At 40.6% G+C, this 13,219-nt stretch carries 11 protein-coding genes and 1 pseudogene; all 12 read right to left on the bottom strand.

Going from position 1 to position 13,219, the window contains the following annotated elements; all coding sequences use genetic code 11:
* Positions 1–10: 10 nt before the first annotated feature.
* Positions 11–1,810, bottom strand: a complete 1,800-nt coding sequence (locus SORDD24_RS04425) for a VirD4-like conjugal transfer protein, CD1115 family (RefSeq protein ID WP_061407939.1) — start codon at positions 1,808–1,810, stop codon at positions 11–13.
* On the bottom strand, positions 1,807–2,325 hold the full coding sequence (locus SORDD24_RS04420; protein ID WP_061407937.1) for a hypothetical protein: 519 nt from the start codon (positions 2,323–2,325) through the stop codon (positions 1,807–1,809). Before SORDD24_RS04420 ends, SORDD24_RS04425 begins: the two co-directional genes overlap by 4 nt.
* A 12-nt stretch (positions 2,326–2,337) precedes the next feature.
* Positions 2,338–3,177 carry a hypothetical protein gene (locus SORDD24_RS04415; RefSeq protein ID WP_061407934.1) on the bottom strand — a complete coding sequence of 280 codons (840 nt, stop codon included), beginning with the start codon at positions 3,175–3,177 and terminating at the stop codon, positions 2,338–2,340.
* Entirely contained in the window at positions 3,131–3,403 is a 273-nt protein-coding gene (locus SORDD24_RS04410; RefSeq protein WP_061407931.1) for a hypothetical protein, read from the bottom strand. The genes SORDD24_RS04415 and SORDD24_RS04410 overlap by 47 nt, the downstream gene beginning before the upstream one ends.
* Positions 3,400–4,044, bottom strand: a complete 645-nt coding sequence (locus SORDD24_RS04405) for a hypothetical protein (RefSeq protein WP_061407928.1) — start codon at positions 4,042–4,044, stop codon at positions 3,400–3,402. Before SORDD24_RS04405 ends, SORDD24_RS04410 begins: the two co-directional genes overlap by 4 nt.
* Before the next feature lie 19 nt (positions 4,045–4,063).
* Entirely contained in the window at positions 4,064–6,700 is a 2,637-nt protein-coding gene (locus SORDD24_RS04400; protein WP_061407925.1) for a phage tail tip lysozyme, read from the bottom strand.
* A gap of 26 nt (positions 6,701–6,726) precedes the next feature.
* Entirely contained in the window at positions 6,727–9,081 is a 2,355-nt protein-coding gene (locus SORDD24_RS04395; RefSeq protein ID WP_061407923.1) for a VirB4-like conjugal transfer ATPase, CD1110 family, read from the bottom strand.
* Positions 9,041–9,388, bottom strand: coding sequence for a PrgI family mobile element protein (locus tag SORDD24_RS04390; RefSeq protein WP_000197454.1), 348 nt, complete (start codon positions 9,386–9,388; stop codon positions 9,041–9,043). The genes SORDD24_RS04395 and SORDD24_RS04390 overlap by 41 nt, the downstream gene beginning before the upstream one ends.
* Positions 9,389–9,427: 39 nt before the next feature.
* Positions 9,428–10,174, bottom strand: coding sequence for a hypothetical protein (locus SORDD24_RS04385; protein WP_061407920.1), 747 nt, complete (start codon positions 10,172–10,174; stop codon positions 9,428–9,430).
* Positions 10,175–10,201: 27 nt separating this feature from the next.
* Entirely contained in the window at positions 10,202–10,426 is a 225-nt protein-coding gene (locus SORDD24_RS04380; protein WP_000340303.1) for a hypothetical protein, read from the bottom strand.
* Positions 10,427–10,497: 71 nt separating this feature from the next.
* Positions 10,498–10,986 (bottom strand): hypothetical protein, encoded by a 489-nt coding sequence (locus SORDD24_RS04375; RefSeq protein ID WP_061407917.1) that lies wholly within the window; start codon positions 10,984–10,986, stop codon positions 10,498–10,500.
* Between the two features lie 63 nt (positions 10,987–11,049).
* Positions 11,050–13,219, bottom strand: a pseudogene (locus SORDD24_RS04370) (SspB-related isopeptide-forming adhesin); the annotation flags it as partial.

Raw genomic sequence — 13,219 nt, 5'->3', positions numbered from 1 at the left:
TTTCTGTATGTTAGGCCACGAATAATTCTTTTAGCTGCGGTGTCAAATCGTTGGCATATAAAAGCAAGCCATCGATGTCTGTTCCTTTTCGAGTGTATTCGTACCAGTTTTCTTTGTCTTCAGGAGAACTTGCAATCTCATCTTTTCTAGGATGATCATAGACACTTGCTTTTTTATCTCTGAAGACATTTTGTTTAGAAATAAAGACCAATCCTTCTTCTACCCCAATTCTTGCGACTTCATCTGGAGTTAGAAGGGGACGGCCTTGAATTTGTTTATTTTCACTTGATGATCCATTACGATAACTATGCGATTTTGAGGTGGATCTAGTACGTATAGTCTGCTTACCTGACCTTGTAGAATAGTATTCCATCGTATCCTTGTCATTTGTCCCTAAAAATAGGTGAGTAGCACAGTTATTAAAGATGGTCTTCCAATCACTTTTATAAAGTGATTCTAGCTGATTGACAGCTTGGATGATAATCTTAATAGACATCTCACGACTACGAATAGAAGAGAGGACCTGGGCGAAGTTTGGAATACGGCCAATTTGTGCAAACTCATCGAAGATAAACTGAATGTGGCGAAGATTTTTTCTACTGTAGCCAGGTACTTTCCCTTGCAAGATATCATCAGCCTTATGTGTAAGAACCTCAAAACCAATCGCAAACAAGATTGAGGAAAGAAAATTAAAGGCGTTATTGGTTTCAGGAATAGCAATAAAAACGGCTGTCTTTTTCGTATTCCAGGTATCCATTTCCATGGTATCCTCACTAATCAAGTTTCGGACATCTTCGTGGTCGAAGATAGAATAACGAGAAGACAAAATCGCTACCACACTGTTTCTTGTCTCGCCTCTGAAGTTTTGGAATAATTTCCACTGTTTATAAGCATAGTTGTTAGGTTGATGTTCGTTCAGTTCTTCAAACATCTGCTCGACAGGGCTTGGTACATCTGGATCCTCTCGATACATATTTCTTAATAGATCTGCAACGTGGCCCAGGTTTGGCATATATAACTGGACTCCAGTTTCAGGATCCTTAGAGTCAAAATAGAGATAACCAATCAATGCCCGTTGAAGCATCAACTCTGCTTTAACCCAGAAGTCTTCTCCAGTATGCTCACTATTCTTCGTTCCCTCAGTAATTGCTTCAGAGATACGATCAATATCTAGCTCAGACTTCATGTAATGAAAAGGATTAAATCGATCTGAATTCATGAGCCGAATCAAATCAAAGATTTTAACAGCAAAGCCAGCTTTTTCAAGCATCTTCCCAACTTCGTGTACCAGGTTTCCTTTTGGATCTGTCACAACAAAGTTTGAGTTCATCTGCATTAAATTTGGCAATACAAAAGTAAAGGTTTTACCGTCTCCAGGAAGACCAATGACAATCACATTTTTATTGAGCTGGACATTGTAAGCTAAGCGAAAGTTAAATAGGCCCATTTTGACCTGTTTTGAAAAAATCATATTCTTCTCAAAATCAACGTCTTCAAACCGTCTCATTTCCTTCAAAGTCGCAAAACGAGCACTACCTTGTTCTTCTCCCTGACGATATAAATTCTTATCCATAGAAGCATAGACAAGCATTGGGAGGCCAAAGCCAATCAACCCTGCATATAAGGCTCCTGAATCAAAGAAAACACCGAAAGAGAAGCGTTCCCAGTGTTCTAGCAACCAACGTAGTCGCAACATTCCCATGAAAGGTACTGCTGCAGTCGAAAGTTGGTAGTAATGGTAAAAGGACTGGAAAATAACAAATGAAAATAGCCCCACCACCAGATAGGGCCATATAGGTTTTCTAATCATCGTGCTTTCTCCTTACCAATATCCTTCGTAACTACAGGCATCATTCCCTTATAGACCTTATTTGTTTTATAGTAGTTGATTTTCTCTTCAGGAGTCATTTCATGTGGTTTCTTCAGCACCTTTTTCGCAAACTCTTCCAATTTTTCTGGGCTTTTCGTGATGTCTGCTAACATTTCTTTGAGAGCCTTTTCTACCAAGGTGCGATTTTTTGTTTCAAAGAAGAGATAGGTTGTATCATCTTTTTGATGATAAGTAAAACCTACCTTATACTCCTCCAGGTAATGCTTCAACTTAGCCAAGTGAACTTCACTATTTAATAACTTCTCAACATCTTTTTTTGATTTTGTGGCCATAAAGTCATTAAAACGTGTCTCCCCTTCAAAAGTTCGATTTGCTGCCTTATGTTGTTTCTTGTCATAGTGGGCTTTTGCGAGGGCATACAGAGCTTGTATCGTCATCTCCAGAGTAACTTTTCCTTTTAACGCCAGAGAATGACTGACTTTTTCTTGATCCATGTAAGACCTCCTTTATTTTGGATAATTGGACAGTTCTGGATTAGCAATAACCTGGAATCCGTAAGGTGCTGAAGGTTCTTCCTTTACAGTAACTACCAAGCGTTTCTGACTTCTGTTCTCACCGTCTTTCACGGCTACTACATAGGTTAGCTGATAAGTTGCTTCATCAACAATCAAGCTAGATTCCAAAATCACAGACTGCAGTTGACCTGCTTGTCTATCTATCGTTAATTGAGGAGCTACGAAATCAGCCATTTTCCCTTTATCAGAGTAAAGGGCTGGCAAAAAGTAACGTGAAAAGGCATCTAGTTCCCCTGTTTTTGACTGAATGGTTTTTAGATTTGAAAGTTCCTTGGATACGGCCGAGAGTTGCTTTTCTTGATGGTAAACTAGCGTAAGTGATAAGCCAGCAAGTGTCAGACTTCCTACTAGACTCAATAACACCAAAACTCTTCCTAAATACACCCAAAAAGAGCGTTTAGAAGAGGTTCGAGGTTTGGGAGTTTCATGTTCCAAGGAAGAGGCTTCAGCTTTTTCTTCAGGAGTCTTCTCTTGATGTTTTGTTTTTGGCTGGCGCTTAAAGAAAGAGGTTTTTGCTTCTTTTGGTGCAGCCTCCTGTTTATTCAATGTACCAGGCTTCAGGAAGAGGCTGTCTGCGATTCCCTCAAACGGTAAATAGACATCTTCTTGATAGATCACTACATTCTTTTTATCCAGCTCCTCTACCAATAAAACGGCCTCTGCCTCCTGATGCTTAGCCTTGGCATTTTCTCGCTCCAGGGCTTGATAAACAAGGTCTCGATTCTTATACGTTGTGGTCGTGTTTTGTGTCAGATTGGTTAAACGGTACATGTTTTTCAGCTCCTTTCAATTTTCCTTCAGCAAGAGCTGTTTCAATATCAGCCCAGGTTAAATTATGTTTGGCCAAGTAGTTTGACCGTTCCTCATGTTTGGCCAGAATGATTTGAGTTTCTAGCTGCTGCAGTTTCTCTTCTTCCTTCTTGGCCTTGGCCATATAGTCAGCTAAGCGGTCTTCCGCTTTCTGTTTTTGTTTTTCCAAAGTTTCTAATTTTGTCATTCTTCCTTTTTCCCTTCTGTACTTTGTGTTTGGTTAGTGATTGGTTTGTTTAACGATGGAATACTCGCCTTTTCGCTGGCGTTCAAGCTGTCCACAATCAAAATGGGGTCAATATGATTTACCAGGTATTTCCCATCTTGCTTGCTGAAGCGAATCCGTATGGTTCTTGAAGATCCTACGTTTGTTTGGGCGTTAGTATAATCATACTTCTTCTGTAACTGTGTCTGAGTGTATCTCACTTGAGCTAGGGCAACATTATTTTCTTGATCGATGTAGATGGTAGAAGACTTCATCTGTGTATCCACTACATAGCCCTTATAGGTTTGTACCGTTGGTTCTTCTTCAGAGTTCACTTCCTGATTGTAAGCAGCTTCTGTCATATAGGGCAAATAGCGGTTTCTATTTTCTCCAAGATCCTGCTTATTGAAGTAAGCCGTCAAAAATTCCTTTACATATTCTTGCGTTAGTTCGCTTCCCTCTGCTTTAGTTTCTTGTTGCGTTGTTTCAGCTTCCTGTTTAGCTTTATTTTGGGCTGAGGTTGCTGCTCCAATCCAGAATACGAATCCTAGAACTAGCACAACTCCTATAAGGATTCCTCCTATTTTCAGGAGTTTCAATTTCTCCATATCTATCATTTTCATGATTTACCTTCTTTCTTTTTTAATTCGGTGTTGCAAACGAATAGTAGTAAGCTGGATATAGGACAGAAAAATGTACTTTATCCTGTACTCCTTGGATATTACATTCTGAAACGAGGAATGAACCGTCTGGATTCACAGCTTCCACAATCGCAACATGGCCGTATACATCTGGTGTCCCACCAAATCCACCTACTACTGATACAACAGCTCCTTTTGTTGGAGTTGTACTATACCGCCATCCTTTTGCGACTAGGCTTGCCACCCAATCCTGACCATTACCAAGGTAACCATAAGCTCCTGATAAGTCTGTAATCGTTCCTAGTTCAACTAAACGATTATAGGCATACCAAGTACATTGTCCCACTTCATAACCGCTTCCTTGTTGTGTAGTCATAGAAGCCTGTGTTGGAGGGTGTTCCACTTTTGACTTATACTCTTCAGGGAAATTCCAGGAAGACGCTAACGCTCCACCTCCTCGAACTTGTTGAGTAAGAAAAGCGTGGATCTGCTTAGCGTTATTTTGGCGCTCTAGGACCTTGTCTCCAGAGTTCCCTTCCCAGTTAACCAGGAACCGCTCTGTAAGTGTCTCCACGTCTTCTGTGCTAGTTAGAATCGATGTCAATTCAGTGATATAGTAAGGAGTATCCCCCTCCAACATAAAATCTAACTGCAGGTCTAAATCGTACCACTTTTTATCTTTTGATTTTGCATAATTCAATAATAGAGTATGCCTCGTGGAGCCATCCGCTGTATCTGTCCACTGTCCCAATCCTAAACCTCGTCGAAGAATATTTGGGTATCTTCCGTTATAAATCGCTGGTCCTCCTATAGCTAACCAGGACTCATCATCCCAGGAAGAAGAATCAGCCCCTACTGGCGGACTAAGATAATCTCCTTCAGCACGTTTAGGATTGATATTACTTTCAGTTGCAAAGTTTCCAAGCATGGCTGCCAAACCATTATCTGTCAGCCCTGGTACCTTTTGCTTCAAGTAGTCTTTTATCGCTCGTGATTTTTGTCCTAAATCACCATCAAGTGTAGTAATGACTGAGGTTGTCTGATTGTACGTGACAGATTGAAAGTAAAAGCCTGGATTGACTGATGTCCACTTTTCTTTCTTATCCTTTGTCTCTTTTTCCTCCAGTTTTTGATACTGAATGACCTGGCAACCATTTGCCGTTACCTTCCCAACCTCGTCTCCAGCTTTGACCTGATCACCGTCAGAAACACGGATATTTCCTACCTCTTCATAAGTAAAGATGGCTTTATCTGTTTTGATGGATACAGTAGTATCATCTGTCACACTGACTTGACCGTCAATAGGAGCTCTTAGAGCTTGTCCTGTTGAAGCTTTTAGTTGTGTTTTCTCATAGATTTCACTCTTAGAGGTATAACCAAACCGCTTCAGGATAACTAAAGGAGCTTGATAAGAAGGGTCGTCTTCCTGGTAAAAGGGATTAGCTAGTTCTTGATAAGAGGGGTATCGACCAACTTCTTTAGTCAAATTCTCTAGATCTTTATACTCTTCTAACTCGCTATCACTCAACTTAGTCCACTTGAGATCTGACGAGGGGCCATATAAGTCAGCCATCTTTTTCAAGTTGTGAGGGTCATCATTCAAATGATTCCAAAGATCATTCAAGGCATCCGAATAGTGATTGAAACCTAATATCCCAGCCCATTCACCACCAGTCCCCTCATTCCAGTTACTTTCTGGTTTCCACTCACTACCGTAGCGAAAGTTCATGAAAAAGATCATGTCATCGATGTTTGTCCAATAGTCTACCTTATCATTTGACTTCTCTCGATCTCGTTTACTAATTTGCAGCCAGGACTTGTTCAGGTCAAATTCATTTTGTTGGACAGGACCACTTCCTCCAAACATGGCCATAAATGCCCCAAATACTGCAAAGATGAGGAACATTAAGAAATAGGACTTGACAGCTAAAGGATTGGATAAGATGGAACGCAGGGGCTTTGTCGCAACCTTCAAAACCTTTCCTGTCCCTCTTGACACCTTCCCAAACTTTGAACGTGCAAGTCGCTTTCTGGCCTGTTTCATCTTTTTGCTGAGTTTTCCTTCCCAGGAGAACTCTTTTGGTGTTCGAGTATACCCTCGCCCTCTGATGAAATTATAGCTTCTATTAAGCTGTCCATAGCTGTGCTTGATTGAATACTTGGATAACTTTCCTACAGCATTTAACGCTCTTTTAGAAGCGTTTACCTGGTACTTAAATTGACGAATGTTTTGCCTCGCCTGAACCCAGTCTCCAAGAATCTCATTATCTCTGACTGTCTTCTCAACGTCGTGTCTCGCTTTCATTCGAGCACTTTGTTTTGCACGTTTCTTTAGGCGGTTAGGGATATAACTGTCATCAGCTTTTTTAGCTCGTTTATAGAGCGTTGTTGCAATTTGTTTTTCCAACTTTGCTCGATCACGTTGTTGCTTAAAGAAAAGACCTCTAGCTGATGCTTGAGGTCCTTTGTGTAGTTTATAATCTTTGTTCGCTAAGCGATAATTCTTCTTAGCTTCTTTAAATGCAACTTTTGAGTCTAAACGTGCTTCTTTAGGTTTTTTTTCAGCATTGAGGGCTATTCCTTCTTTGATTCTCCGCTTGCGTTCCTGTTTTAATTGTTTGCGATTACTTTTAGACAAAAGAAATTACCTCTCTTTCTATTTTTTTAACCATCTGTCGCAACCAATTGATACAGTTTGGTATCTTTAGGGATAGGATTTTCAAATGGGACAATCGTATCCCCAGCCACGATCAAACCAGTACCTTTCGCTTTTGGCCGCAAGACAAATCGCTCCAGTGAAGGCGTAAGAGGAATAACCTGCTCCAGGGCTTCTAGGTCTGTCCGCTTCAACTTCAGGAGGGCTAGAAACTCACAGTTTGCGACTAGCTTTCTACCTTCTTCTGTAGATAAAACAGTCTCTGGATTCTGTGTAATCCCTGTTGGAATAGCCCCGTACTTACGAATACGTGAGTATAGCTCTGTAAAGAAGGTTGCTTGCAGTTTATTCTTGAAGTAGAGCTGCAACTCATCAAAGTACAACCATGTAATGGTTTTACCTTGGTTATTGACTACCTGGTTCCAGATAAAGTCCTGAATCACCAGGAGGGCAAATGGCTTCAATTTACCACTCAACTGCTTGAGATTGAAGATAATAAAGCGACTATTCATATTGACGTTTGTAGGGTGTGCAAAGATATCATTTGATCCAATAGTATAAGGTTCTGCCTTCAGCGCCAACTCCTTGGCCACATCTTCAGGTTGACGTTCTAAAACTGATTGCCAATCCTTAAATGTTGGTTTTTCCAATTCTTCATAGGTCTTTCTCGTTACACGGTCAATCATCGCAAATTCATCGTCTGATACCTCAGAAAATATATTTTCAAACAGGGTTGATAAGAGGTTTGATTTTTGGCCAATCGGGTCACTATCTTCTGCCTGCAGTTTATCCTTATCAGGAAGATCCAACAAGTTAAAATGATGTTGCGATCCAGGAGCGATTGTGATGATTTCTGCACCTAATTCTCGGCCAATACCAGTGTACTCATCTTCAGGATCGACGATAATAATATTATCTTCAGGGTAACGTAGAGTTGTAGGAATTATCTCTCCACCTTTAGCAAGAACAGACTTCCCTGATCCTGACGTTCCAAAGATACAACCTGAACCTGTATTCAAGTCTTTCTTACGGTCAACTGTGATAGCGTTCTTAGATAGCTGATTCTGGCCATAATAAATTGCACGTGGACTGTTAGATCGAAGATCTACGTTGGTAAATGGGACTTGTGTGGCCAAGTTACTGGTAGTCATATCTCTCATAAAACGGCGTTTTACGTTGATAAATGGAATCCCAATCGGTAGAATCGTATTCAAGGATTCTTCCTGGTACAAGTAACACTTATCCAGTTCTACCGTATTCTTACGGACAGATCGTTGAACCTGCTCAGTGTAGATATTCAACTCCTCCAGACTGTCAGCAATGAAGAAAATCGTCATCACACCTGAAAACATTTTTTGGTCATTGTCCTGGAGTTCTTCAGTCCATTTCTCTGTTTCACGAGATGTCTCCACAGCCTTCCCACCAACAGCCAGGTCACTTCCATAACCTTCTTTTGCTGCAGCCTTCTGACTTTTGATCATTTCCCTACGTACACTTGACTTAACTGTTTTGATTTTCTTCAGGGCATCTGCAGTATCATAGGGCTTCGCATGCAGACTGATAGCCAGTTCAATTCCTGTATCCAGGATATTCTTAATCAGTTTGTCATTCAAGAAGGTAGGATATTGTCTAACATACATCACCCTTGCGAAACAATCATCAATTTTCATATGATCTTTTTCAAACTTCAGATAGTTTGGAGCTACAAAGTCCCTAGTGGATAATCCAGAAATAGCGATGTCTTCATAGTTAAAATCAATAAAACCTTCTCGCCTCAAGATTTTTCGGAAGATAAGAAGACGATCTAATCCCTCTAACTCCTTAAAGGAGATTCCTAAGCCACTGTATTGACTTTCAATAACGCTGGCTGTATCATTGAGGATTCTTCTAGCTTGATGATCCTGGTCTGTTTGGGTTGTAATCGTCAGATATTTTTCTACTTTGAAGGTATTTTGTTCCTGAGAAAAACGATCATTGATCATCGCATTGTATTCTTTACGATAATCGTCATATCCATCTCCAACTAAATCATAGCGGATAGAAGATAAGCTATTGCTTTCTACCCGACGATTTAGGATCAATAGCTGCATATCATTGTCAATATCCAGCGAATTAAAAATATCAGCGCTTGTTTCAATGATATCAATTCGCTCATCATCTGTCGCAGTAATATAGCTTGTATCACCTAGGCGATAGGTCTTTGAAAATTGATCATTTGTAATTTTCATGAGCCCATCAGGCATCAACCATTGATAATTAAGGCTATTCTGTGTAGATGCCGTCATGGTACGTCTTAGACGTTTGGCCCGTTCCCGTTCTTCCTTAGAGAGTTTCGGGGTTTTCTTTCGGCCGAATAAATTCATTTCTTGTATATTCCTTTCTGTCATAATCTGTCTGATAAGAGCGTTCCTGCTTAGTCAAAAGGAAACGAACCTCATCTTTAATTTTTTCATCAATATAACACCCGAAAATAACAAAAGGCGCTAATAATAAAATATCAACGCCATAAAGGATTATATCAGGTGCCTTCAGCCAATAGAGGATGGTAGTGACAACTACTGTCAATGCTATCCCAAATAGTAGCACTAACTGTCTCAGTGTCATATACCCTATAACTGGCCTTTCGTAGCTATCTAAAGCCTTTAAAAATTCACTGCCTAAACGTGTCATTCTGTTCCTTTCTTCAGTACCTTTTTAGCAAATTCCTTCCTAGTTCACCTGCATGATATTCTTGGCCATGCGTTGGCTGCCAAATAGCATGACAATGTATATAATTCCTTTAGCTATCGCAATTAAAGCACTTGTCCAGGCTCCAGTCTTATCAACTGTCAAGAGATCATTGGTTACAATAGCTGGATAAAGCATGATCACAACCACTAAAATCAATCCCTGAAGGACAGCAGCAGCATAGAGCTTGAAGAAACCGAGACAGATTGGGCGTAAGCTATCCACCATGTAACAAGCGACAATAATTTTAGCGATTCCCTTATACGTGTAAAGGGTAAAAGAGCGTAACAGGATCAACAACTTAGTTGATATCTGACCAACAAAATCAACAACCCAATAAATAAACTGGAGCATAGCTTTTGCAATGGCATTAACCCCCTTTAAGTCTGGTAGTTCTGAACTGAATGGATTTGTGGCATTTTTAGCCACTAATTTGATAATAACATTGAATAACCAAGATAAGGCATCAAAAATCGCATCCACATAGAGGATAAAAAAGAGTGCAATAGCATACTTGAGGATTTCTTCAATCCAAAGCTGAAAAGACAGCTCCCCACCATTGCTTTTAAGTTGTTGGTGCCAATTCATGAGGTTGATCCCCATAAAAAGGAGAAGAAGCAAAATTGCCACCTTCTCCATCGAACCTGAAACTGTCTCCATCAGCTGATAAGCTGTCTCATTATAGTCTTTCAGACTCATGGTTAGTTGATCAAGTGTGGATTGGTTCATAAAACCACCTCCTCTTTCTTCTTCATCCTAACCAAGAGATTGAAGACCTGTTGCTAAAGCTGTAAAAAGTGCTTTTAGGACGGCACCAAGAAGAGCGCCTAAAATCAAACTTTGGATCCCTTTATCCTTCTTGTCATCCAATTCACGTTTGATTCCTACTGCTAAGTCCCAGGCACCCCAAGCGGCCCAACCAATACCGATAATCCCACCGATATTTCCAATTTTGTTAATAAAATCTACAACTGCATCCATTATTTTTTTCTCACTTTCTTTTTATAAAAAGGTGCTAAAAAATCCTTAGCACCTACATTGTTTATTCAATACTATGTTTCATCCGTTGGACGAAAGGTTAGAGAGAGGGCTGTAATTACAGCTAAGACAACGATGATAGTCGTTTCCCACCAGTGATAGATTGGAACACCCTGAGGAAAGACCCAGTTAGTATACCAGGTTTCTACTTCAATTGGAAGTGTACCTTCCTTTGTAAAAAACGCCCAATAGCTTACAACCAATAATGAAACTACCACCTTAAACACAAACCAACCAATTGCTGTCGCAATCAAGCTCTTAATCAGATTAAAGATAAAGAGGAGAAACATGAGTGGAGTCGCAACCATCAAAACAGCAGCTCTCGCAATTACACTCGGTAGATTCTTTATTCCTAACCAGATGGCTTTTCCTAGCCAACGGAGGCCTTTTTTCCACTTCTTCTCTTCTTCAGGCTTAGTGACTTCTGATTTTTTTTGAGTTGGAGTGTAGTATCTATATCCACTTCTAGTCACATGTGCATCCATTTTCGTGTCCTTTCTCATCTCTCTTCCCCCTCTTTTTTATGGCTTCATTATACCATAGATGAGGGGGAATTTCTAGATGTTCTATTTTTTATGCTTACGAAGCCCTGCTCCTGCAAGACTCAACAATCCCAAAAACATTCCCCAAGTTGGAAGCATGCTTGCTGCTGTTCCTGTATTTGGAAGTGATGGCTGCGGTTGTGGCTTGCCTGGTTCTTTAGGCTCTGGTTTTGGAGGTTCTGGCGTTGTGGTTGTCACTTTCGCCGTCATCTCCTGTAAATTGACTGTATTGATAAAGGTATTTTCAACCTTCCCAGCTGCGATGCGTTCGACTTCTAGATAGAAGTCTGCATCAAAGGTTCCTTTAACTCCTAGAGAGTTTAGGAAGTCTTGATTGATAACGTAAGACCATTTGCCTGCTTTCTCGTCCCATTTGACGGTCACGATTTTCTTGAGGAAGTTAGGATCCGTATCCTGGTTCACTTTAAACAAGAAGGCATAAGGTGTACCTTTGACAATCTTGTCACCAGCTTTGATAACTTTACCATCCTTCAGGATAACGTCATAAGGAAGAACCAAGTCTTTAGCAGCTGTGTACTCTGTCCCCTTGATAATACCTTCCCACTTGCCTGTGAATCGATCATGAACCACATCCAACTGGTCACTGCCATCATATTGGAAGAGGCTGTCGTGTTTAGTAGGCACGGTTACGCCATCAAGTAGATAGCGGATGTATTGGCCAATCTGTACTTCTTGGCCATCCAATACTTTTTATTATCCTTTTGATCCAGGGCATGTTTCTCTGGCTTCACATCGGGAACCGAGACAGTGACAAGGTTTGATTGATAGCTATTGCCAAAGTCGATTTGCTTAAAGCTATTTTCAACTTTCTCCCCTGCTTTAACCAGGAGCTTAGCTGGGAGATCAATCGTCACGTTTTTATTTTGCTTCACGTAATTTTGGTAGAAACTCTGAGAGTTCTTCGGTGTCCAAAGATAGAACTCACCTTTAGGGTTCAAGTTCAATTCCTTCAGGATTTTATTGATTGCATCTGTACGTCCTTTGTCTGAAAGGACGTGATACATGTCAAACAAGTCTTTTACATCTTTACCTGCAGCAGTCATCTTGATCTTGCTGTAGTCAACTGTGAAGGCTTTGTCTTGAACATCATCCAGGATAGCAAACTTCTTGCCAAGTGCTTTCACTGAAGCAATGGTTTTAGCGTAAGGGCTGTAATCTGTCATCAAGCGGAAGGTCACGTTGCGGTCAAATGTTGTCGCACTATTGATATCCTTACCAGAGCGATCCAAGACAGCTTTAACTGGTTTTGGGGCTGGTGGTGTGTAGTTTGTGACTGGATTAGAGTAAACCTCGTAGTTATTCACTAACACTTTATAAGTGTTATCATAGAAGCCCTTGTCATAGACAGGCTTCCAGGTAATCACTGGAGCTTCTAAGCGTTTCCCTTCGTAGGTTGCAGTAAAGGTATAAGTGTTCTTTCCTGCATCATATGAAACAGTCCATCCCGCTTTCTCTGCAGCTGCTTTCGTCACAGTTACATCAGGAACAGCCCCAGCTTCAAGAGGATCGATGATGGTAATCTTGTCACCCTTTTTCACATTGGAATAGATATTGTCATGGATCAATGTATAGGTCTGAGTAGCGTTTTTAACTACTGTTTGACCATTTGTGTTGGTCTTATCTGTATCTGCTACAGATTTGCTGACAACTGGCTTATACTGCAACTTGTAGCCGTGATAGCTTGCAGACAATTTCTGGTTTTTGGTTTCAGAAAGAGTTTTAAGCGCCAAGGTTGGCTTGACTGGATTCTTCGCTTTGACCAATTCAGCTGATACAGGTTCAGGTTTGACAGGTTTCACAGTTGTTTTAGTAATGGTTGCTGTAGCTGGAACTTCAACAACTGGCGCTACAACCTTAGTGTTTAAGGCAAACCAGTATGTCTGTCCTGCTGGAGTTGCATAACCATCCCATTGAGTAAAATCAGTCGAGAATGCTGTCCCTTCTTTAAAGACACCCAGCGCAGCTCCCTTGTATTGATAAGGTGAGTCAGAAGTATCCCATGTTACTCCAACCTTATCCTCCGTATTGTAATCATCAGCATAGTTATAACCATCATTTTTGTGGTAGGTTACAGTTGAACCATTGATTTCGATGTTCTTACCATTGACTGCACCAGCACCTTCCCAACCAATCATGTTGTAGTTCAGTGATGAATAAGTAAGGGTTGCAGGAG

The sequence above is a fragment of the Streptococcus oralis genome, from assembly GCF_001579175.1.
In the GTDB taxonomy this organism is placed as follows: Bacteria; Bacillota; Bacilli; order Lactobacillales; family Streptococcaceae; genus Streptococcus; species Streptococcus oralis_O.
This window is presented reverse-complemented; position numbering and strand designations above follow the sequence as displayed.